Here is a 22,660-nt window from a genome sequence, read left to right on the forward strand (position 1 = left end):
AAAAATAAAATGGTTGACAATTTTCTGTTATACTTTTAATATATGCTATATAAAAATAAGTAAATAATCAATGATTATTCACTTGATTCGAATTTGAAAATCAAAGGAGGTTATCAGCATGCAAAATATCGGGGCTTACCCCTATGATGTCCGGTTGCCGGAGCCCATGGAACCGGATAAACGTTACCCGGCCGTATTCGTGCTTCACGGGAAAGGCTCGAACGAGCAGTCTATGCTCGATTTACTGGAGTCGGCCGGCGATGACTTTATCGTGATTGGGATCCGCGGCGATCTTCCTCTGGGGCCGGGCTTTCAATACTACGAGCTGAAAAGTCTCGGCCATCCGCTGCGGGACTCGTTCGACCGGGCGGTTCGGCAGCTTCAGGAATTTATACTGCAAGCCAGCGGTCTGTACCCGATCGATCCGGCAAGAAGATATCTGCTTGGCTTCAGCCAAGGCTCCATTCTGTCAATGACGCTGGCGCTGACGATGGGGGATCAGCTGAAAGGGATAGCCGCTCTAAACGGTTATATTCCCGACTTTGTGAAGAACGAATATCCGCTGCGAAGCCTCCATGAGGTGTCGGTATTCGTATCGCACGGACAATTCGATTCGGTGTTTCCGATCCGGATCGGTCAAGAGACGGCCGCTTATCTTAAGGAGCGGACGCCTCATTTGACCTTTCACACGTATCCTTCGGATCACGGCATTACGAGTGCGAATCAACAGGACGTTATCCGCTGGCTATATCAAGATGCCGGAATAACGGACCATCAAGGAGGAGAACAACGTTGAGAAATCAAGCTGGCTTATTCATCGTCCGGGTCGTACTGGGCATTACGTTTTTGGTTCACGGAATCATTAAATTTCAGGCAATAAACGATATTGCGGGTTGGTTCCAAAGTATCGGACTGCCGACGTTCATGGTCTACGGGGTAACGGCCGTTGAAATTTTGGGAGGCATCGGATTAATTCTGGGCTTCGGTACAAGAGTGATCTCCGTCATCATCGCCGCTATGATGCTGGGAGCGATCGTAAAGGTGAAGCTGGCCGTAGGCTTCACAGGCAACGGGCAAATGGCAGGCTGGGAGCTGGATCTGGCGCTGCTCGCCATGGCGCTTCAGCTGGCTGTGAGCGGCAGCTACACGCTTTCGCTGGACGGCGTTCTTAAGAAGAATGACAGCCTGTCCGCTTAAGGATCGGCGGAAGGAACAATGAACGAGCAGGCGTACGCGAGCGCTCCCTTACAGGGGGCGTTTTTCCTTTTGGGGAATAGGGGGTACTAGATCAATATAGTACTATCCGGGACCCCGGTTCGGCTCTACAATAGGAAGTACCATGATGCCGTTACAAGGATGATGCGGATGGAGCTGAAGGAACGCTTAACCCTTATGAAAGCTTACGAAACGGACTGCTACAGTTATTGCCATTACCTATTGCAGCGCGAGGATGCCGCCTTGGAAGCGGCGAAGCAGGCTTTGTGCAGACTGATAAGAAGCGACGGCTTCTTCGAAGCCGATCCGCATGCCCGGCGGAACATACTGCGTAAGGAATCCATCGCGGCTTCGCTTCAGGTGAGGAAGAAGATGGCAAATGGTTTAACCGCTATCGGATAGCAAGAGAGCGTAATGAACAGGATAGCCCCCAACATCCGCCGGTCGCTCATTGGCCGGCCGTTCGCGTCGTATAGGACCTTTGAGGAATTAAAAAGAGACATTGACTCTATTCTACTTTTACAATTACGAGCGTTTACAGGCTAAATTGAACGGCCTCAGTCCAATGGAATTTAGGACTAAGGCCGCTTAGCTTACTTTTATTTTATTGTACTGTCTACTTGACGGGGAGCAGTTCAGATTCAAATTCCGGACGGTTTTTCTTAGTTGATAAAACAAAAGGCTTCGCATCCGTCCCGTACCCGTGAAAGCACGGCTTGGCAAGGCAAGGACGGCCCGCAAAGCACGTTACCCGTGCAGGCCTCCCTCCAGCCTTAACCGCTGGCGGTAAGGTCCTACCGGAATTTGGATCAGGCAGGTTTTCCCTTCGGGCGCCAGACGATAAATGTCGTCGCACAGAAGCGAATCGTAGCCGAGAAGAGGGCGTGCTCCGAGGCCAAGGGCTGCAGCGGCCAGCAAAATATGCTGTACGAGAATACCGGCCTGCATTTGCTGGATGCGGTATCCCCGATATCCGAATGCAGGGATGAGATGATCCGTATCCCCGATGATATGCAGGCAAAGCGGAATCTGAAGCATGCTTATATTGTGCGACGTCGAGGCTTGCTGCAGCCGGCGGCGCTGGTCTCCGGGGCGAATCAGGGAAAGCGAGTGCGACGAAGGATTATAACGGTAAGCACCGTCCGCAAGGTCATGAACGCCGTGAACGCAAACATACAATGAAACGGGGGACCTGCCGGTCGTTTGATTCACATCGTTGCGATGAGCCATTGAGGCACCGGCTTGCTGTAATAGGAAGGCTAGCTGAGATAAGGTGACCTGACCCAGTATAAATTCATGCTCCGGGGAATGGCGCAGCCGGCAGGCGGCTGCGAGATCGTAAGAGCTACGATCAGCCCGGGGCAAAAAGACGGACGGGCCTAGGCGCTCATTGGGCTGCGGGCCGGCTTCTCCTGCCTGAGGGACTGGCGGAAGCGTATCCAGCATGGACGCTTCGTTGATCCTTGTCAGCATCGGATGCGGCGTGATGCTGCCGGAGCGGATGAATCGCTCGTGCCGCAGCATAGGCAAGCTCCCGCATAATTCAAAGCTTGTCGCCCTATTCCTTGAAGCGGATCGGAAGGAGGGGAAGCGAGAGGGAGCAGCCGACAGCGGAACGACGGCATATACGCTCTCTTCCCCGTCATGTAGACCGAGGAAATGATTGATCGCACGGTCCAAAAACAGATAGACCGGCTTCGCATCGAAGCCGAAGCGATCCGCCGCCACCAGCAGCTGGCCGAGAACCGCCCCGGCATCCAGGCCTTGCAGACGGTAAGAAAAATTATAATATTTAAAGAAATTTTTCCAGAACATGGTCGAAACGAATGCGGCGCCGAAGCAGCCCGGTCCTTCGCAGACATATCCCGTCGCCTGTTCCAAATAAGAATCGAAGCGGCCCGGCCGCAGCAATACAAGCCGGTGGTGCGCCGCATCATAATGGTATAGGCCCGCGGGCAGATCGTCCAGCTTCAAGTACACGTACAGCTCGCTTGGATATAATCCGCCTCCGGAGGGGGCGAACCGCCGGAGCTGCTGTACTGAACCTGTGAACGGTTCCGCCGCGTTCCAGGTGAAGACGGAATGGCTTACTCGGGTCAGTCCGTACACATACCATAGGAAATGACCGATACGGCGGAGGTCCGGATAGACCGTCGCTCCCCGTCCTTCCAGCGTCAACGGAACCTCCGGACACAGAGGGAACGACGGCAAGTGGCGATAGAGCTTGTAGGTCAGCGGCGCGTTCTGCCAATCCGGCTCCCACTCCACGGGCTTGGTTTTGTCCGTATCGAAATGCAATTCGTAAAGAAACGCATCCAGGCTCATCCTAACTCCCCCGATCTTCGCTTATGGGAACGGATGTGGATAAGGATTAAGCTGCTGCGGCGTAAGCGGCTGTCTCGCATATCCAAGCTCCCACGGCACATGCAGTACCCGGTCCAGGCCCGTCAGCCGTGTCAGGTGATGGCCGAACGTCATCGGCAGCATGCCCGGAATGAGCACCTTCACGCAATGCAGTCCGTTTCTGCGAAGCTCAGGCCCGGTTTGATCCACGACGATGACATCCATATTCAGCTTTCGGAAGGCTTCGAGCATTTCCTTTAAATCCTCCGCTAAATCGAGCCTCTCCTCCGCTGACCTGTATTGTTGGTTAAAAGCATGGCAAGGACGGCCGGCTTCGGTAAGAAACTTCAGCCTGTGTTCCGCTTCCGGCAAGGCATACAGCATGGAATGATCCTCCATCTGCCGAACCAGGGAAGAATCGTGCAGCATCCTGACATACTGCTCCCGGTTCTTCTCGAACTTCTCGCTATACGTGAGCAGAAGGCTGGCAACTTCTTGAACGGCCCCCGTCGCTGCCCGCACCGGGTCCGGGTGGGCACCCGCCGCGCAAATCAGATGAACTCCGGCCGGCTTCTTGTTCCTGGCCAGCGCCCAAACGCTGGGGATGCCGTGCTCCATCGTCGAGTTAAACAGCATCACCTCATATCCCGCCACCGCCTCGATGCGGTCGACCATAAGAGCCAGCTCCGGGTCGCTTGAGGAATACGGGTCAAGCCGGGGAAGGGGCAGCCTTGCATACCATGTCATAAGGAAGGAATCGCGCTCCACGACTTCCATCATCCCGTAAAAAATCGCTTCCTCCAAGGTGCCGCCCAAGGCGCACCCGTTGGACGTTTCAAAGACAAAGTCGTTACCGCGGCCTGTGCTGTAATAGGCAAGCCGCTCAGGAACAAGAATGGGGCGCTCTTCGAGGAACGAGTAGCCCCAAACCCAGTTGATCGGCTTCTCCGGGTAAAAGGTAATAAATGGAAAATCGGGCTGTTCGTATTGTTCTTTCGTGTGAAGCCCGACCTTGGCGGGGTCAAGTGCCTGGTCTCCCAAATTGGCGTAGCTCTCGTGAACGACAGTTCTCTTGCCGCGGGGCGTGAGTCCGCAGTGGCGCTCCAAGCCTTCCAAAATTCCGGTATATTCGCTATGGGCATAAGAGTGCGACCTGCCGCCGCAGGCCTCGTCTCTTCCCGGCAGCGGGAGATTGACGGCCGTATCCGCAAACGGGGAGACGAGGTCCTGCATGGTGCCGTTCAACAAACCCATCCGGTAATCCAGGTAGTCTTTTCTCAGCACCTTCTTCAATTCATCCATGGACCGGCAGCGATAGGTTCCGGGTGCAAGCTTTGGACTGGCGCTCAGCTTGATGGACGCGGCGGTCCGGGAGTCGTCGGGCAGATCTCCGCAAACCGGACACGACGGATCGGGTAAAAATGAGTGGATCGAGCTCCTCAGCGTTTTTAAGCTAACATACTGCACCCGGCCGTCCAGGCGGGAGTTCCCGCCGGAGAGCACGCTCCGTACCTCCGCAGCGAGCAGATAGGCCATCTGCAGCAATCCGGAGGGCGAGGCCCAAGCGTCTCGGTCCGTTCCTCCCTGCGATGCCAACCGCTGCTGAAGCCCCCATGTCTCTCTCCGCGAGCCGTCGGCCATCAGGCGGCGGCTGTCCGCACACCGGGAGCAGCCGGGTACGCCGGGGCGGACAAGAGGACCGATCATCCCTTCCCCGAAGGAGATGAAAGCGCCAAGCCAAGGTATTCCGGCCTTCGCGAGCCATTCTTCGGCCATGTGCGCCGCGTTTGGATTCCAGCCGTCCTGAAGGACCAGAGCCAGCCCGGCGGCACCCGGCGCTCCCGAGCCGAAACTGCGGCGTCGAACAATAGGGTATTCCGGTGCCAGTTCTTTGCACACCATCTCCGCCAACCGGCCTTCGCCAAAGACCGTTACGACTTCCGCACTCATCGGTCCCCCTCCTTCCGAAGAGCGACTCCGATGACGGAAATGGGCTGATCCTTCATAAAAGGCTCTATGGGCATCCGGTACGGCTCAAGCGTTACGGCATGTCGATTCAAAACTTCCAAAGCGGAATGCACCGTCTCCTTCTCCGTCCCTGTTCCGATGGGAGGAACGTCAAGCTGCCCGATCCCCGGATGCTTCAATGAGAACGGAGGAAGAATGAAGCCCTGCCGCGCAAGAGGAACAATTCCCTTATTCTGAGCCTGAAGGAGCGCCAGCTCCAGCGCGCTTCGAAGCGCGGCCGTACGGTGGAGACCGGTGCTGCCGTACCATCCCGATGTTGTGCCGGCCCACAGAACCGGGAAACCATGAACGTCTTCGCTCCGGGCGATAACCGGAGCCCCCTGCAGAGTAGTCAACGCACGCAGATAAAACCGGCATCGCTCGTCATCCGGATCGGTAAGATACGCCGGGTATAGGGCTGGAGGCTGCTGCGCAAACCGGAAGCGCAGCTCTTCCGTCAGCGCGCTAAGCAGACCCCGGCCCAGACTCTCGGCGGCGTTCGCTCCGACTCCGACAGCGATGAAGGCTTCCGTGGTCTGCCGGCCGGCGATATGGGAAACATAGTCCTCGAGGCCGATTAGCCCGGCTTCGCGTCGGGCTTCCTCGTGCGTCAGCTTCAGGACGATGCATTCCGGAAGCAAGTCGGCGGGGCCCTCGGACAAAGGATCGGCAGGTTGAACGCGGCACTGGGCCAGCGGCAGCTGAATTAAGTCCCCCTCCTCCCATTGATGGAGGATGCCTGTAACAGGCGATGTCAACCGGCTGAAAAAAATCAGGAGCTCATTGGAATTCATCCCGTCCGGTCCTGTGTCAAGCAAGGAACTTGCTTCGCCCACCGGCTCCGCAGACCGGGCTTCATTCGTGAACAGGCGGGGAAGAAACGTATGCCAATCGCCTTCCAGCGTCTCCAAATTAAGAAGATAGAACTCCGGCGGAGCATCGGCACGGCTCACGCCCGTTATGGCTTTAAACATTTCAAATGCAGTCACGTTGGCAAGCATCGATCCGGCGGTGGCGGAGAACGTGTGGAGAGCCGGATCCCGGTTAAGCGCATCCCGATGAATGCGGCGCCATGCCGATTCCCAGTCCGTCTCCGAGCCCGGACGGATCACCGGGCCAGCCATCCCCGTATGCTCGATGCATAGAGCAGGGATAAATAGCTTCTTTTCCTCGCTGCAGGCAGTTTGCAGCTGCCTCAGTGTGCTGACGTCTCCCCTTTCCGATACGGCCACCACCACATCAAACGGCCGGATCATTTCCCGCCACGAAGCCGTTCCGGCCTCTTTAACCGAGATCGTCTCGATATCGGCATCGGGATCCGATTGGCGGGCATGGGCGGCCAATTGCCCGATTCGCTCCCGGTTTGTGTTCGCGTCATCCGTTACGATCAGACGCAGCTTGGGCAGTCCGGATTCCAGCAAAGCTTGGACGAGCGAGACGGCGAACGGCCCGGAGCCGACGGCAGCAACCTTGGTGCGGCGATAAGTCTCGAAGCGGGAAGCTCCCGACCCGCCTAAGCCGTCGAGAAATTCGATTTGCGAAGCGAATTTGGAGAGAACGGACTCCGGGAGCTGATGCGGAAAGTCCCGGCTCACATCCCGAACGAAGCCGTTCCGGTGCAGGACGTCGGCAAGTTCATAAATCCTTGCCTTATACTCATCCGGCAGGCCAGAAGTCAGCTCCGACATGGCCTGGTTTCCGTCCAGCGCCGGCAGCAGCTTTTCGATCCACTGGTCGATCGCACGGCCTTCCATACGGAAGGACCCGACATTATTGCGAAAATAGACGCTGCCGTCAGCCTCAGGGAGATAAAATACGTCTCCGTTCACTTTCAGGCGCATAGAAGGGTCCAATCGAGATCATCTCCTTTTGACGTTCGTTCAATCGATACGTCATTCGACATTTCCTCTTTTCTATTCGTATGTACGGCTATTTGTCCCTCATGCCCGTTGAAACGGAAAAAAGGAGAGCCCCTGAGCGCCGGATGAATATCCGGCCGCAGGGGCTCTCTTCCTTCATTAGCGTCGCGTGCTTCAGAAGCAGCGGCCGCAGCGGTGGAAGCCGCAACGGTGGAAGCCGCAGCGGAATCCTCCGCAAAAGCCGCCACAGAAGCCGCTGCAGAACGTGCTGCAGAACGTGCTGCAAAATGTGCTGCAGAAACCGCCGAAGAAGCACGATCCAAAGCCGAAGAAGCATGTTCCAAAGCCGATACCTACGCATAAACGGGCATCAAACGGCTGAGGTTGGCCTTGAAACGCTGTCGGAGTCAGCTCGCCTGCATTGAAATCGGAAATCGGCAGCTGTTGAATTTCTTCCTGGAAACCATTCATACTCATGTTTACAAAACCTCCGTTAGTTTTTGTTTTGAACTTTAAATTCAAAGTATGAACCATTTTGCCGGAATCGGCGGAATGCCTAGTAACAAGATATGTGTATGTAACGGACTCCGCACTTGTTACTGATGAATCCGCCCATCCTGCATATTCTCGGATGACTGTTGCCGAATTTCATCCGAAGAAACCGGTTCGGCGGCGTAATAAAAAAGGGGGCGGCGACATAGTTTTACAATAGATTTTTGCCGGAAAAGAGGGATTGCCGGCATGATCGGTCGTCCTGCGGCGTCAAACCGAAGAGGGAGGTTTGAGCGGAATGTCTTATCTGGGAGAATGTGTGCTGGCGGTCGGTTCCGGCCCGATTCTAGTCTCGCTTGTTGAAGCGTGGTACGATTCAGGCTTTAGCAAGCTTGCCGTTGCGGTAACCGGTGCGCAGGATACGGATGCGGAGGCGCTCAAGACGTTGGCGGAACAGGCGCTTCGCCGCGATCCGGAGGCTTCTTTGGATATCGTTGCGGCAGCGGAAGACGGGGACTGGAAGGCCGCCGTTCGGCCGTTTCCGTTTATTTTGTATGTCACGCAGCATGGCGATCTGGAGGAGCTTCGGGAGCTTCAGTCTGCCTGCCTGGCGGAGCGGAAGCCGATGCTGCCTGCCGTGATGCTGAGAGGAAGAGGCATGGCGGGACCGCTGCTTCGGCCGGATGGGGAAGGCTGCTGGGAGTCGGCATGGCGGCGCGTGCATTCGCCCGTCTTTCATGGGAAGCGGGAGCCACAAGCCTCCTCCGCCGCGGCTGCAGCCGCGTTATCGAATCTTATCGTGAACGAATGGCGCAGAACGGCTGCGGGAGAGCAGGAGCGGGATGTCAGCAGGGAGTGTTATATTCTGGATCCGGTCACGCTGGAGGGAAGCTGGCATCCTTTCCTGCCTCATCCGCTCGTATCGGGATATGAAGCGGCTGTCCCGGTGGCGGATATGGAACTCGAACTCGAAGCAGGCGTGGAGACGGAAGATATTGTGGATACGGAGGGTACAAAGAATACGGAGAATACGGATAATGCGGAGGAATGGTTCACCTGCTTCAGCCGGATGACTTCGACGGTATCGGGCATTTTCCATGTATGGGAGGAGGGAGAGCTAAGCCAGCTTCCGCTGGCACAATGTCTCGTCGAACCCGTTGACCCGCTGTCGGAAGGACCGGCGGAGCTTCTGCCGGCGATCGTCTGCAGCGGTCTGACACATGAAGAGGCGCGGCGGGAGTCGGCGCTTGCAGGGCTTGAGGCCTATGCTGCCCGCTTGACGCCGCTGCTGGTTTCCGGGCTGCCCCCGTTCGACCGGGAGGATATCGGCATCGGGGCAGGCTGCACCTTCGCCGAAGCGGCTCTCCGTGGGTTGAGCGCTTGTTTAACCAAAGAACTGGGTAAACGGACGCTTCGACATGAACCGATTGCCTCGCCCATCGATTGTATCCGGATCGAAGATGTCCGGTGCCGGTTTTATTTGCAAGCCTTAAGCCTCATGGAGGGAGAACCTCTAATTGCCGCGGGCGAGCCGCTGCTCGGCTTTCCGGTGGCGTGGGTCCGGTCAGGCTCCGATTGGTACGGCAGCGTAGGTCTTAGCATGACTTTCGCGCTTCGCCGCTCGCTGCAGATGGCCTTGATGAAAACCGAACGCGCCGCTTCGTCTCCCTTGATTCGGAGCGATCGCGAGCCGCAAAGCATAACCATTCCCTCAGCCGGGACGGCTTGGCATCCTTCTTGGGTAAGGTCCGCCGTTCAGACATTGAGGCCGCGCCGCAAGCGTCTTGAGGTGTACGATATGCGGTTCGAATCTTTTCTGAGAGACGGGCCGTTTGGCGTATACGGCGTACTGCTCAGAGAGGAGGTATCCCCGTGAATACGATCGTCATCGTTGGAGAGGGCATGCTCGCGGATACGGTATGCAAGCATTTGACCGGGTATCGGGTCATACGAAGACCGGATTTCAGTGAAGGCTTGCCGGCCGCAGAGCTGGTATTGGCGCTGCAGGATCATGCGAGCTCCTCCTTTCAGCTTCAAGCGGAAGAGATGCTTCGGAACCAAGGCATTCCTTGGCTGTTCGCCTGTGTATCGCATGGAGAAGGGGTGGTGGGACCGCTGGTCCGTCCCGGGACGGCCGGCTGCTCCCAATGTGCTGAGCTCCGGCGTTCCATGGCCGGCCGGGGCCGCAAAGAGATGGACGATCTGCTTCTGAGGCTGGCCCAGCCCGATTATCCGGGTCCTCATCCTTGTGCAGAGCTTCCTTATGCCGGATTACGGCATATGGCGACTATCCTCTCTGAGGAAACGGCAAAAGTGCTTCGGGGCGGGAGAGCGCATTCGGAAGGCCGAGTCTATTTGGTCGATCTGGATCATCTGAATACGACAATCCACTACATTCTGCCCGATCCGACTTGTCAGGTTTGCGGCCGGCTGCCGGACGATTCGGCCGAAGCGGCCGAAATAACGCTAAGACCGTGCAAGAAGCTTGGCCCGAACAGCTACCGCAGCCGTTCGATGAGCGATTTGCGGAAGGTGCTGGCCGGCGATTATTGGGACAGCCGGACCGGACTGTTCAACGGCAAGCAGCCTGATCTCGTATCGGCCTTTGCCGGAGCGGTCGCGAATCTTCCTTTGAGCACGTCCGATGAGGTGACCGGAGGCCGCTCGCATTCGTATGCGGACAGCGAGCTGGCTGCAATCCTGGAGGGATTGGAGCGAAATTGCGGTCTTGCTCCCCGCGGCAAAAGGACAGTCGTGTACGACAGCTTCTCCCGCCTGAAGCTGTCTGCGATGGATCCGTCGAAGGTGGGATTCCATGCGAAGGAGCAGTTGGAACAGCCTGACTTTCCGTTCCTGCCGTTTGATCCCGATACCCCGATGGCTTGGGTATGGGGATATTCGTTTCTGCAGGAGCGCCCGGTCCTCGTTCCGGAGCTGCTGGCTTACTACAGTCTGGGCTACGGAGGGGGCTTCGTATACGAAACCTCTAACGGCTGCGCCATAGGAGGGAGCCTCGAGGAGGCGATTCTGTATGGGATAATGGAAGTGGCCGAACGGGATTCGTTCCTGATGACATGGTACGCCCGATTGCCTGTTCCGCGGCTCGATTACCGCTCGTCGGGAGATCTGGAGTTGCTGCTAATGACTGAACGGCTAAGGGCGGTAACGGGGTACGAGGTAAGTTTGTACAATACGACGATGGGAAACGGAATTCCGAGCATTTGGGCCGTAGCGAAGAACGGGATGGAACAGGGAGCGAATCTCGTCTGTGCCGCGGGAGCCCATCTTGACCCGATCCGGGCGGCCAAGAGCGCCCTTCATGAGCTGGCGGGCATGATCCCGATGGTTCAAGAAAGCTGGAGGGAACGTCGTGAGGATGGCGAGGCCATGCTTCATGATTCATTCCTGGTGCAGCATATGGGAGATCATTCTCTGTTGTACAGCTTGCCGCAAGCGGAGGAGAGGCTCCGTTTTCTGCTGGATGAAGATCGTCCTCTCCGGACTTTCGCGGAAGAGTTCCGCTCCGTACCGGCGAACGACGATCTGACGGAGGATCTGAAACAGGTCCTTCAGGTATTCCGCAGCCTGCAGCTGGAGGTCATTGTCATCGACCAGTCGTCGGGAGAGACGCTCCGCAACGGGCTGCACTGCGTCAAAGTGCTGATTCCGGGAATGCTGCCTATGACGTTCGGACATCAGCTTACCCGGTTGGCGGGCCTGGACAGGGTACTTGAGGTACCGATGAAGCTGGGTTACGCCAATCACAGACTGACGCCGGAGGAGCTGAATCCGTATCCGCATCCGTTTCCATAGGTATAGGTGATAGCGGTATGAGGGGCCAGCCGTGAAATTCGTCCAATCCTCTCCTTAGAATATGGCATACAATGGACTATTAAGGCGGAAGGGGGAGAGGATTCATGGGTTTCGGTCTCGGTTCCTGTTCTTGTGCAGGCTTGTTCACGTCCACGGCAGTGATTCTGGTACTGTTCATTCTGCTCGTCATCGTATCTCGTTCCATCCTGATCTAATTCCTTTTATTCCGGTTTACTGCGATGGAGATGTCCCCCGGTTGGTTGAAGACCGTTCCCCGGCGTCTTAGCCGGGGAACGGTTTCTTTAGTTGATAAGACTTTATAAGTTTTCGCAACTTATAGCTTCGCATCAACCTTGGTAAACGCGCTGGTTCTTGTAAGACAAGGACGGCGTAGCCGTTTATCCTGGCCCGGTTCGGACAAGCCTGCCGATTCTAATGGAAGCTTCATTTGAAGTTGGTACAAATAGAGTGGAAGGCGGACGGGTACGGCTTTCCATTTTTTCGTTCATACGGTTGACAGGAAGGAAGCGCTCAAGTATGATGTTTAATAGTAAAAATTACTATTAAATAACTTATTCAATTCGGGCAGAGTTCAACCGGAAAGCTTGACGAAAACTGCAGGATAGGTTACGATCGGTCTTGTTTGCACACAATTGAACATCTGTGGGAACAAGGTGCTTTAGCGCTGCTAAAGCTTAAAAGGGAAGTTCGGTGCAATGCCGACGTGGTCCCGCCACTGTAACGGAGGAGTCACAGCAACAATGCCACTGATCTTGAGCCAAGATCGGGAAGGCTGCTGATGATGCCGATTCCGGAGCCAGGAGACCTGCCTGTTCTGACAACACTGCAGTAACCTACGGTAGATAGGGAAGTGTTAGAGACAGCCTGCGTCTGTTTTGATGGCGTTCATAGGGCATCTTTACCTTTCATTTTGCCGGGGTGAAGATGCTTTTTTTGTGCGCGTTTTAAGCTGTAAGTCCATATGAAGGGGGCAATAGCTATGGCGACTTGGGATTTATCGAAGACGATGCATCATGTGCTGATTTGTAACGGAGGAAGCTGTCTGCGCAGGCAAGGAGAGGAGGTAACGGCGGCCCTGCGCGAGGAAATTGCCCTACAGGGAGCGGATGACCGAATCCATACGACGAGAACCCGGTGCAACGGCCGATGCGAGGATGCCTGCGTCGTGACGGTTTATCCTGAAGGCGTCTGGTACAAGGACATGACCCCGGACACGGCGCGCGCTCTGGTAAGAGAGCATCTCCTGCAAGGCAAGCCGCTGCAGGACCGGAAGGTATATTCCTGGAGCGGGGAACGGTTCATTCCCACAGACCATGGCGCCGAGGGGCTGCTTCGATCAATGAAGAAATGACAATATGGATCATCTAGGGGGACAAAGAACATGAAATCGAACCATTCTTTTATAAAGATCCATTTTCAATATTTTTTATTACTCCTATTAATAAGGCTGCCGATCATTCCCCACGGCAGCCTCGTGGTTGGCAATATTGAAACATTTACCCTTCCACTACATCCGCACCTAATTCGCCCGCAACCTCAATCATCTTGGGGATCACGGCTTCATTGGTGCCGGATACGTAAATATCTCCTTGATAATGCCGGAACGGGATTTTTGTATCGCCGCAGCTCCACATGAAAAAATCTCCCTCAATGGACATGGTGGTAGAGCCTGTCACCGTAAACACGGATGTATAGGAAAAATCAGGTTTGGACGCAAAATACCGTTTGCACTCTTCCAAAGATATGGTTTGCGGCGTATTCCCATCTTCTTGAAACTCCCTTGTAATGCGATAACGCTGACTCATTAGATGCCTCCCATATTATTCTTCTTTAAGACATCATACCAGGGAACCCGTTTGTTTCTCAAACCGGCTGGGAGCCCTCGGATGTCTCCGGCGCTTTCTGGCTCATGATCGGGAGCATGGCTAACATTCCCAGTATGAACAGGATACCTGCGCCAGTGTAAATCGATACTAGAGAGTACGCGTCCTTCAACATGCCGGCGAATGACATGGAGATGACCATCATGCCGACGAACATCGGAGACAGTACGCCATTAACCCGGCCGACGATCGATTCGTGTGACCATTTCAATATCATCGTACTGATCCCGATATGGATGCACGGGAACACGAGTCCGTTCACGAACTGCACAATCAGCGTTAAGGCCACATTCGTCGAGTAGCCGATAACGATCGTGCATATGGCGCCCACCAGCATACCGACGGCCAGCAGCAATTGCGGCGCGACCCTCTTTGCAAAAACGGCAACAATGCCGCCTCCTAACAGCATTGCGGCACCGTTTACCATGAGGATGTACTGTAGAAATTCCTTCGGCCGGCCGAGTCGCTCCGTTACAATGAACAGGCCGAGCGCTTGAGCGAGGCCCACGGCAAGGCCTGCCAAAATGAAAGCGACTCCCAGCATCCGAAGCACGGGACTTTGCCAGACGTAACGGAACCCCTCGATGAACTCCTCACGGAATTGGCCTTTCTTCAATGCAGGCCGCTGTTCCTCCTTGTCCTTGGGCAGCCGTACCAGTGTCAGCGCGGATAGCAGGAAGGCAACCCCCATAACGGCAATTGACGTTATAAGGCCGAACGTGCTGTAAGTGAACGTACCGAGCATCGGCCCAAGTACCATGAAGATCGCCATCAACGACTGGAGCAGCGCCATCCCCTGCTGCAGCTGTTCTCCCGGAACATGCTGCTTGAACAACCGCATACCCGAAGGTTGTGAGAACTGCGATAGAATCGCCGAGATGAACGTGACCAGGAATACGGACTGCCACGATCCGAACTGAATCATCAGCAATACAACGAATACCGAGGCTGAAGACAACAAATCACACCAGATCATTGTCCGCTTCGGCCGCCAGCGGTCGGCGAAAGTGCCGCCTATAAACGAGAACACGAAAATCGGCGCGAATTCGGCGAGGCTGATCAAGGATATGGCATAAGGATTGTTATTTGTTTTTTCCGCGATAAAGAGCAGAATGGCAAAATTCCTCACCCAGATGCCGATTTGCAGCAAGACGTTTGACAGAAGTATTGTTTGAATGAAACGGTTGCCGAGAAGGCTCGGGCCTTTGACGGTGTTTTGATGCATAGTCAAGCTTCAACACTCCTTTTTTAATGCTGCGGCAAGCAGCAGCGCGGTGCTTCGCAGCCGTGCCCTGAGAACTTGCATTCTTTATTCTAGCATATAACCTTTGCTGCGGTTTCTTTTTAATTGCTTTTTTAATTATAGAGGCGTGCGTGCCTTGACATGCATTTGCGCGCTGTGTAATTGACGTAATTTACGTCAAATAGGAGTGAGGCCTTGCAGGAATGGGTAACGTTAAAAATCAGGACGACATCTATGACGGACAGATTGACGAGAAACCCGGATATATTGAAAATGCAGAAAATGGTAGGTGGGGCATCCCCTGTAGGAGCGATAGCGCCCGCCTTTGTTATCGGAAAATGACCGCTAAATAAATTGAAAATTTTACGGGTAACAACAGCGGCCGGAGGGGGACCCCACCGGGGCACCATGGCAGACTTCTCTTTTCCATGGGTTTCTCTACAGCCTGATCGTCATCTGACGTCATCTATGGCGAGTTTATCTGTTTACGAATCTGTCCGGGTCGGCCTGACCGGGATAAGTAATTTTAGGTGAAACATCCTTACTATTGTGCAAACTCCGATTAGCATTCTCCATGTTCTCTGTTCTCCGAATCATTATAATTAGGGTCAAGAACATTAAACCCTAGGAGGTAGAGTTCATGAGCAGTCCAGTACAAGTATTGCTGACCGACGAACAAATGAGGAAGTTTATCACGGAAGGCTTCCTGATCCTGAAGACGGATTTTCCGGAGGAATTTCATAAACGGTTGACCGAGCAGCTCAACGAGGTCTACGAGAAGGAAGGCAATCCGGGCAACAATCTGCTTCCTCGTATTCGCGACCTGCAGAAGGTGTTCGATCATCCGGTCGTGACCGGCGCCCTCACCAGCGTGCTGGGACCCAATTATATGATGCATACGCACAGACACGGCCACTTCAATGCATCGCCCAAGGCAGGCGGTTGGCATAAGGACAGCTATTGGGGCTACAAAAGAATGCGCAACCATCATCCTTGGTGGGCCATGGTTATGTACTTCCCGCAGGATACGCCGGTAGAGCTGGGACCGACGGGGGTCATGCCCGGCACACAAAATTACGAGTCCCGTACGTTCGAATCGGACGAGTCGGAAGGCGAACAGGTGGCCAGCGGCAAGGCGGGCACGTTCGCTTTGATTCACTACGACATTTGGCACCGGTCTACGCCGAACATTATCGGACAGCCTCGTTATATGCTTAAATTCGAGTTCATGCGCACGGAAGCGCCTTCGGCTCCGAGCTGGGACTGCATTGATCCCGAGTGGAAGCAGCCTGCCTCCTTCAGCACGAAGATCGTGGAGCATGAGAACATGTGGAAGGAAACCTGGAACTGGCTGTCGGGCCGGATCGGCAGCCTGGCGAATACGGCACAGGCAGACAGCGAGAAGGTACAGGAAACCGCTAGACAGCTCGAGGATGCCTTTGAGCCGACGGCCCTGAACGCGGCATATGCTCTTGCCTGCATGGGTACGGCAGGCGTGCAGGCGCTGCAGCAGGCGCTTCGGCACGACAGCGTGAAGGTATCCCGTCTGGCAGCCTATGGACTGTCGGCGGCCGGAGCCGAAGCGGTACCCATGCTGGAAGCCGCGCTCAGCGAGAAGCGGCCTGAAACGGTTGTGCATGCCGTATTCGCGCTCGGCGAGCTGAGACACTTGGCCTCCTCCGTGCTGCCGAAGCTGACGGCGCTGCTGAAGCCTTCCACGGATGTTGTCGTGCGGCAGGCCGTTGTCGAGGCGCTGTCGATGATCGCAGTCCCGGTCGATCAAGCGGTGGACGGTCTGATTCGCTGCCTTCAGGACGAAGACGTGCAGGTGCGCTTCATGGCCGGGCTGTCGCTGGCCCGACTCGGCGCTGCGGCCGATGCCGCCGTTCCTGCGCTGGAGGCGGCGCTTGAGGACGACAACCGCTACGTGCGCGGTCATGCGGCGGAAGCGCTGTACTACATCGGCACGAATGCCGCGAAGGATGTGCTCATCCGCTTCCTGTTCAATTCCCGGTGGTGCCCTTCCACCACGCCTCAAAGCACGTTCTACCCGTAAGCCGAAGTTAAGAAAACCGACATCGCCTGCCGCTGCGGCAGGCGATGTTTTTGCGTTGATAAGAATTTATAAGTTTTCGTGGGCTTCCAGCTTCGCATCAACCTTGATAAACGCGATGGTCCTTGTAAGACAAGGATGGCGTAGCCGTTTATCCTGGGTTGGCTGGGTTGTTTCGGATTCAAGAAGCCTGCGAGGCAGTTTGCAAAAAGAAAAAGGTTGCGCAAATGGCATACGGAAATTAATATGAAATTATGATTAATATAATAATTATTCAATTAACAAAATTATTAATTAATGGAGGCGGAAGATTGGATGAACAAGGTAACGATTCAGACGGATCACACCCGAGGGAAGATCAGCAGGCATATCTATGGACATTTCTCCGAGCATCTCGGCCGTTGTATTTACGAAGGAATCTGGGTTGGGGAGGAGTCGCCGATACCGAACACCGAAGGGATGCGGAGCGATGTCTTGGAAGCGCTTAAAGCGCTTCAAATCCCCGTACTGCGCTGGCCGGGAGGGTGCTTTGCCGACGAATACCACTGGAAGGACGGCATCGGTCCGCAGGAACATAGGAAGCGCATGGTGAATACCCATTGGGGCGGCTTGGTGGAGAACAATCATTTCGGCACGCATGAATTTTTGCGGTTATGCGAGCTGCTGGATTGCGAGCCTTATATTTCCGGCAATGTTGGAAGCGGTACGGTACAGGAAATGTCGGAATGGGTGGAATACATCACCTTTCCGGGAGATTCGCCGATGGCGAACCTCAGAAGAGAGAACGGGCGGCAGGACCCCTGGAAGCTGAAGTATTTCGGCGTGGGCAACGAGAACTGGGGCTGCGGAGGGAATATGCGTCCCGAGTATTACGCCGATGAGTACCGAAGATACCAGACCTATGTGAGGAATTACGGAGACAACCGAATCTACAAGATCGCCTGCGGACCTAACGAAGGGGATTATGCCTGGATGGAGGAGCTGATGCGGATAGCCGGACGGTTCATGAACGGCATTAGCCTGCATTATTACACCGTACCCGGGACCTGGTCCGCGAAAGGCTCGGCTACCGAATTCGGTGAAGAGGAATGGTTTGCGACGCTTAAGAAATCGCTCCATATGGACGAGCTGATTAAGCGGCACAAAGCGATCATGGACCGGTATGACCCGGAGAAGCGGGTCGGTCTGATCGTCGATGAATGGGGTACCTGGTATGAAGCGGAGCCGGGGACGAATCCCGGCTTTCTGTACCAGCAGAACACGATCCGGGACGCACTGGTCGCCGGTCTTACGCTTCACATCTTCCATGAGCACTGCGACCGGATACATATGGCGAACCTCGCTCAGATCGTCAATGTGCTTCAGGCGGTTGTTCTGACGGAGGGCGACAAGCTGCTCCTGACGCCGACGTACCACGTGATGCATATGTTCAAGGTGCATCAGGACGCGGAGCTGCTGGAGAGCCGCTGCGACGCCTCGCTTTATGCGTTCGGCGACGAGCGTCTGCCGCAAATATCGGCCTCCGCGTCGCGGGATGGCAAAGGTCATATCCATATCAGTCTATGCAACTTGGATCATACCTCGGACGCACCGGTACGGATTGAGCTTAGAGGTAAGGAGGGGGCGGCAAGGCCGTTGTCCGGCAGCTTGCTGACCGCAGCGGGCATGCAGGAGCATAATACGTTCGAGCATCCGTCAAGGGTGGCCCCTAGAGCTTTCGACAGCTTCAAGCAGGAGGGCAATGAAATAGAGATCGTCCTGCCGCCGATGTCCGTCGCCGTATTGAAGCTAGCTGCGGAACGATAGTCCCATGAGCGGGGTTAACCGCTGCAAGGGCTGTGACGACCGCTACCGAATCACCCCTGACCGGGTGGAGCGGCTGATGGCGGCTTTCCGGCCGGAACCGGACGCTTGTGTGACAGAACAGGTGTACGAGCTCCGGCTTCAGAGCTGCGCATCCTGTCCGCGACTATCGGACGGCACGAGCTGCTCGGTTTGCGGCTGTATCGTTCAGATCCGGGCACGGCTCAAGGCTAAGGAATGCCCGCATCCGAACGGAAGCAGATGGTCCGAAAGCAATCAAAGTCCCCGTCAGGTGCCTGACGGGGACTTTGATTGCTTTCGGGAGGATCCCGATATAAAGCTTTTCATTTTCGCCTGAACCGAGGGCTCAAGCGCGTTGGTACCACTGGCCCGACATCCATTCGCTGGCCTTCCAACGCAGGACTTCCGGGTTCGCCAGATGAATGATTTCCTTGAAAAACTCCAGCTGCTCGATATCCGTCATCGGCTTGAAGCTCTTGGCTACCGCTAGGTTCTTCTCAAGCTGTTCCATCGATTCCATCCCGACAATGGCGGTAGAGATCGGCAGCGAGAGCGTATATCTGAGCGCTTGCTCATACCAAGGCGAGAGCTTGCCGAGGGCGAACACCTTCATGCCGATGACGGCTACGCCCTTCTCATTGGCCTTGGGCAGAAATTCATGGGCGAAGCTGTAGATGAAATGGTCCGCGGCCGATAGGGCGACGAGCGCGCTGTCGAACGGGAAGCGCTCGATCGCTTCGAGCTGCACCCGTGGATTCGTGTGTCCGCTGATGCTGAGCGATTTCACGATCCCCTGCTCCTTCGCCTCCTGCAGCGCCTCCAGCGCGCCGCCCTTGGCGAAGCATCGTTCCAGCTCTTCCGGCGTCATGATATTATGCAGCCGCCATTCCTCGACGTGATCCGTCTGCAGCCGCTTCAAGCTTTCCTCCAGCAACCGCCAGGAACCGTCCCGGGTACGGTCGTGCGTCTTGGTCGCGATCCAGACGTCCTTCCTCCGGGCGCCGAGCGCTTTACCGAGCCGCTCCTCGGATTGGCCCTTGGAGTAACTGGGAGCCGTATCGAAATACGTGATGCCCTCGTCGATCGCCCGGTTTACGATGCGAATGGCTTCCTCCTCGGTACACTGATGCTCGTCGACAATGCGCTGGGCGCCGAAGCTGAGAAGCGGGAACGAACGGCCGGTTTTGCCGTAAGCTCTTTGTTCCATCAACTGTCACTCCTTGTCCAATAGAAATGTACTTCTTGTATAATCATACCATATTACACAGCCAGAACGAAGGAAGGCGATTGCAATCGGAAAGTCAATATGAGCAGAAAAAGCATGAAATGTTAACTATGAAGTGATACAATGGGTTTACAATATTGCCGTCGAAAAGAGCAAGTATACAATTCATTGTGAGGAGGCAGCGGTATGGCCATTCGACTTCGGGGACATCATCTTCTCTGTTTGCTGGGCTATCGCGGCAAAGGGTACTCGGAATCGTTTTGCGTCAATATGACCTCGATTTACGAGACGCTGCGCAAGGAGCCGGATACCGTTGTTGAAATTGTGAAGGGGCCGGACGACATTTGCCGGGCTTATCCTTCCGATCAGCACCCCCATTGCGAGAACGGGAGCGTATACGAAAGGGATGCGGCGGTGCTTAGCCAAATCGGCGCGGGCCTCGGAAGCCGCGTCCGCTGGTCCGAGCTGTGCGAGAGGGTCGGCATTGCCGTGGCTCCGGGCGACATCCGCGTGCTGTGTGCAAGCTGCCGATGGCAGCCTCTGGGACTCTGCGAGGAAGGGGTTGCCATGATCGGCCGGGGAGAGAGGCTGCCGCCGATCTCGTCTTGATCGCGTGCCATCGGCGGGTATCGCCGAATGGCCATTTTTTTTACACATGAAAATTGAAATAATACCTAAATGAGAATGATTCTAATTTGCTCAAATCCTATTGCCTGGCAAATAAAAATCCCTTATAATCGCTTTATTGATAATGATTTTCATTATCGTATATTAAAAGGAAAATGAGGGCAGGCATAATGAAATCCTTAAGTCTTAAAAATGTTACGTTCGGCATTCTGGCACTCATTATCGTTGGTGTCTTAGTGTGGCAAGGGGTTTCTGCGAACGGCGCACCCGATCCAAGCGCAAGCAATATAACTCCAACCACTGCCATTTTAAATACGGCGATCCTAGTCTTCCGCGAAGGATTGGAGGCCATCCTTGTTTTATCGGCCATTACGGCAGGTCTAGTCCGAAGCAAAAAGGATTCCTGGAAACCCATCTTTGTCGGGTCGGGGATTTCGTTCTTTTTAACGATTGTAACTTGGTTTGTAGTCGTGGGCATTATTTCGCTTGTGGGAAACACAACGTCTGAGCTCAATATCCAGGCGGCAACCGGCCTTTTGGCAAATATCGTACTCCTGATCATTATGAACTGGTTTTTTCACAAGCTGTATTGGACCGGATGGATTTCTTTGCACAATAAAAAGCGACGTCAGATTACGGATGCGCCGGTCGAGGTAAACGTTAGTGCCTCTACATCCTATTGGAGTCTCGTTGTGGTTGGATTAACGTCCGTGTATAGAGAAGGCTTTGAAGTCGTGCTGTTCCTTCAAAACTTACGATTACAAGCGGGTAACCATGTTATTTTGCTCGGCGCCTTAATCGGATTGTTCTTTACCGGTATCGTGGCATTATTGACCTTCGTCGCCCACCAAAAGCTCCCTTACAAGAAAATGCTGATTCTGACAGGCGCATTGCTTGTATTGGTGCTGTTAGTAATGATAGGCGAGACGGCCCAAGAAATGCAGCTGGCCGGTTGGATTCCGACGACAGAACTGAATCTGGACATTCCTGAATGGATGGGAGTTTGGTTCTCGGTCTTCCCAACGGTTGAAACATTAGCTGCACAAGCCTTTGCTTTTGTCTTTGTCGTAGGCTCCTATGTATTGTTACAGTTCATACGCGTATGGAAGCCCAAATTGGCTGAGAAGCTAAGTTCATAAGATTTCCTGCCCAAAGTCGGTTCTGCTTAATCGGCTTTTGGGGTCCGGTATAAAACGAATATCTTTTTCCTATACTAAAAATTGCGGAGCGCCCTCCCTTACCGAGGGGCTCCGTTCTGTTTAATGCCTGGCTCTCAGGCAAGCAGCAGAAAATAGGAGAGGGGGAAGCCGGATGAACGAGGCAATCGAGGTCATTTTGCGCACGGTGGGCGCTTTTGTACTTATGCTGATCATCGCCCGGTTGGTCGGAAGGAGAACGGTAGCACAGCTCCGTGTCCACGATTATATTACCGGGACGATGCTCAGCACGCTGGCCGGCAACATGGCATTCAACATAAAGATCGGAAGTTTCTTATTCACCTTATCCATCGTCATTTTAGGGGGAATGTCCATTGGCCTGCTGTTCGTAGAAATGCGTTCTCGCAGAACGAGAAAATGGATCGAAGGGGAGGCGGTTACCGTAATAGAGAACGGCAGCATGCTGGAGGAAACGATGAAGAAGCACAAATTCACGAAAGACTCGCTTCTGCAGCAGCTGCGGTCGGAGCAAATCTTCGATCCCAGCGAGGTCGAGAAGGCGGTGCTGGAGAAGAGCGGGCAGCTGTCCGTCTTGAAGAAACCCCAGTATCGGCCGCTTACTCCGGATACAATCAAGTCCTTTATGAAGAACGGCCACGTACCTGTAGAACTGGTGCTTCAAGGAAGCGTGGTTAAGGAAACGCTGAAGGGGATGGGACGGTCGGAGGCTTGGCTTCGGGAGGAGGCCGGGCGGCAGGGCTATCGACTGAAGGACATTAGCTATGCCGTACAGGGATCGGATGGCACGATCTATTTTATACCGGAACGCTCTTGGCAGGATGTTTAGGCTGAACTTAAATCCATATGAAACCGGGATAAACGGCTACGCCGTCCTTGT

The 22,660-nt window shown here is 54.8% G+C and carries 21 protein-coding genes and 1 riboswitch; of the genes, 14 read left to right on the forward strand and 7 right to left on the reverse strand.

Features of this window, described 5'->3' with window-relative positions; genetic code table 11:
* Window positions 1-118: 118 nt before the first annotated feature.
* The 4 genes from O9H85_RS05225 to O9H85_RS37690 all read left to right on the forward strand — a co-directional run bounded on the left by O9H85_RS05225 (window position 119) and on the right by O9H85_RS37690 (window position 1,807).
* Window positions 119-796 (forward strand): alpha/beta hydrolase, encoded by a 678-nt coding sequence (locus O9H85_RS05225; RefSeq protein WP_269880230.1) that lies wholly within the window; start codon window positions 119-121, stop codon window positions 794-796.
* Window positions 793-1,197 carry a DoxX family protein gene (locus tag O9H85_RS05230; RefSeq protein WP_269880231.1) on the forward strand — a complete coding sequence of 135 codons (405 nt, stop codon included), beginning with the start codon at window positions 793-795 and terminating at the stop codon, window positions 1,195-1,197. Before O9H85_RS05225 ends, O9H85_RS05230 begins: the two co-directional genes overlap by 4 nt.
* A gap of 168 nt (window positions 1,198-1,365) precedes the next feature.
* Complete coding sequence (locus O9H85_RS05235; RefSeq protein ID WP_269880232.1) at window positions 1,366-1,617, forward strand: hypothetical protein; 252 nt, start codon at window positions 1,366-1,368, stop codon at window positions 1,615-1,617.
* A gap of 100 nt (window positions 1,618-1,717) precedes the next feature.
* Complete coding sequence (locus O9H85_RS37690) at window positions 1,718-1,807, forward strand: IS3 family transposase (protein WP_409348106.1); 90 nt, start codon at window positions 1,718-1,720, stop codon at window positions 1,805-1,807.
* Between the two features lie 155 nt (window positions 1,808-1,962).
* Here O9H85_RS37690 and O9H85_RS05240 read toward each other — a convergent pair whose 3' ends face one another.
* The 4 genes from O9H85_RS05240 to O9H85_RS05255 form a co-directional block, all read right to left on the reverse strand.
* Window positions 1,963-3,540: a SagB family peptide dehydrogenase gene (locus O9H85_RS05240; protein ID WP_269880233.1), complete on the reverse strand. Its 1,578-nt coding sequence runs from the start codon at window positions 3,538-3,540 to the stop codon at window positions 1,963-1,965.
* 21 nt (window positions 3,541-3,561) lie between these two features.
* A complete protein-coding gene (locus O9H85_RS05245) occupies window positions 3,562-5,508 on the reverse strand; it encodes a TOMM precursor leader peptide-binding protein (RefSeq protein WP_269880234.1) in 1,947 nt (648 codons plus the stop codon).
* A complete protein-coding gene (locus O9H85_RS05250) occupies window positions 5,505-7,418 on the reverse strand; it encodes a putative thiazole-containing bacteriocin maturation protein (protein ID WP_269880235.1) in 1,914 nt (637 codons plus the stop codon). Before O9H85_RS05250 ends, O9H85_RS05245 begins: the two co-directional genes overlap by 4 nt.
* Window positions 7,419-7,598: 180 nt before the next feature.
* Window positions 7,599-7,901 (reverse strand): hypothetical protein, encoded by a 303-nt coding sequence (locus tag O9H85_RS05255; protein WP_269880236.1) that lies wholly within the window; start codon window positions 7,899-7,901, stop codon window positions 7,599-7,601.
* A gap of 313 nt (window positions 7,902-8,214) precedes the next feature.
* On the opposite strand from O9H85_RS05255, the gene O9H85_RS05260 reads away from it, so the two are divergent.
* From O9H85_RS05260 to O9H85_RS05275, 4 genes are all read left to right on the forward strand, one after another.
* Window positions 8,215-9,792, forward strand: a complete 1,578-nt coding sequence (locus tag O9H85_RS05260; RefSeq protein WP_269880237.1) for a TOMM precursor leader peptide-binding protein — start codon at window positions 8,215-8,217, stop codon at window positions 9,790-9,792.
* Complete coding sequence (locus O9H85_RS05265; RefSeq protein ID WP_269880238.1) at window positions 9,789-11,729, forward strand: TOMM precursor leader peptide-binding protein; 1,941 nt, start codon at window positions 9,789-9,791, stop codon at window positions 11,727-11,729. The genes O9H85_RS05260 and O9H85_RS05265 overlap by 4 nt, the downstream gene beginning before the upstream one ends.
* A gap of 104 nt (window positions 11,730-11,833) precedes the next feature.
* On the forward strand, window positions 11,834-11,944 hold the full coding sequence (locus O9H85_RS05270) for a YjcZ family sporulation protein (RefSeq protein ID WP_269880240.1): 111 nt from the start codon (window positions 11,834-11,836) through the stop codon (window positions 11,942-11,944).
* A 439-nt stretch (window positions 11,945-12,383) separates the two neighbouring features.
* Window positions 12,384-12,577: riboswitch (cobalamin riboswitch) on the forward strand.
* A gap of 152 nt (window positions 12,578-12,729) precedes the next feature.
* Window positions 12,730-13,101, forward strand: coding sequence for a (2Fe-2S) ferredoxin domain-containing protein (locus O9H85_RS05275; protein WP_269880241.1), 372 nt, complete (start codon window positions 12,730-12,732; stop codon window positions 13,099-13,101).
* Window positions 13,102-13,246: 145 nt separating this feature from the next.
* On the opposite strand, the gene O9H85_RS05280 is transcribed toward O9H85_RS05275, so the two are convergent.
* Both O9H85_RS05280 and O9H85_RS05285 read right to left on the reverse strand, forming a co-directional pair.
* Window positions 13,247-13,555 carry a hypothetical protein gene (locus tag O9H85_RS05280; RefSeq protein WP_269880242.1) on the reverse strand — a complete coding sequence of 103 codons (309 nt, stop codon included), beginning with the start codon at window positions 13,553-13,555 and terminating at the stop codon, window positions 13,247-13,249.
* 58 nt (window positions 13,556-13,613) lie between these two features.
* Window positions 13,614-14,858: an MFS transporter gene (locus tag O9H85_RS05285; protein ID WP_269880525.1), complete on the reverse strand. Its 1,245-nt coding sequence runs from the start codon at window positions 14,856-14,858 to the stop codon at window positions 13,614-13,616.
* A gap of 658 nt (window positions 14,859-15,516) precedes the next feature.
* On the opposite strand from O9H85_RS05285, the gene O9H85_RS05290 reads away from it, so the two are divergent.
* From O9H85_RS05290 to O9H85_RS05300, 3 genes are all read left to right on the forward strand, one after another.
* A complete protein-coding gene (locus O9H85_RS05290) occupies window positions 15,517-16,932 on the forward strand; it encodes a HEAT repeat domain-containing protein (RefSeq protein WP_269880243.1) in 1,416 nt (471 codons plus the stop codon).
* A gap of 312 nt (window positions 16,933-17,244) precedes the next feature.
* Window positions 17,245-18,735: an alpha-N-arabinofuranosidase gene (locus tag O9H85_RS05295; protein ID WP_269880244.1), complete on the forward strand. Its 1,491-nt coding sequence runs from the start codon at window positions 17,245-17,247 to the stop codon at window positions 18,733-18,735.
* A gap of 4 nt (window positions 18,736-18,739) precedes the next feature.
* Window positions 18,740-19,090, forward strand: coding sequence for a DUF6171 family protein (locus tag O9H85_RS05300; protein WP_269880245.1), 351 nt, complete (start codon window positions 18,740-18,742; stop codon window positions 19,088-19,090).
* 9 nt (window positions 19,091-19,099) lie between these two features.
* Here O9H85_RS05300 and O9H85_RS05305 read toward each other — a convergent pair whose 3' ends face one another.
* A complete protein-coding gene (locus O9H85_RS05305; RefSeq protein ID WP_269880246.1) occupies window positions 19,100-19,960 on the reverse strand; it encodes an aldo/keto reductase in 861 nt (286 codons plus the stop codon).
* A gap of 204 nt (window positions 19,961-20,164) precedes the next feature.
* On the opposite strand from O9H85_RS05305, the gene O9H85_RS05310 reads away from it, so the two are divergent.
* From O9H85_RS05310 to O9H85_RS05320, 3 genes are all read left to right on the forward strand, one after another.
* Window positions 20,165-20,587: a DUF1284 domain-containing protein gene (locus O9H85_RS05310; RefSeq protein ID WP_269880247.1), complete on the forward strand. Its 423-nt coding sequence runs from the start codon at window positions 20,165-20,167 to the stop codon at window positions 20,585-20,587.
* Between the two features lie 188 nt (window positions 20,588-20,775).
* Window positions 20,776-21,744 carry an FTR1 family iron permease gene (locus O9H85_RS05315; RefSeq protein ID WP_269880248.1) on the forward strand — a complete coding sequence of 323 codons (969 nt, stop codon included), beginning with the start codon at window positions 20,776-20,778 and terminating at the stop codon, window positions 21,742-21,744.
* A gap of 172 nt (window positions 21,745-21,916) precedes the next feature.
* A complete protein-coding gene (locus O9H85_RS05320; protein ID WP_269880249.1) occupies window positions 21,917-22,609 on the forward strand; it encodes a DUF421 domain-containing protein in 693 nt (230 codons plus the stop codon).
* Window positions 22,610-22,660: the final 51 nt, after the last annotated feature.

It is taken from the genome of Paenibacillus gyeongsangnamensis, assembly GCF_027533625.1.
Lineage (GTDB): Bacteria > Bacillota > Bacilli > Paenibacillales > NBRC-103111 > Paenibacillus_G > Paenibacillus_G gyeongsangnamensis.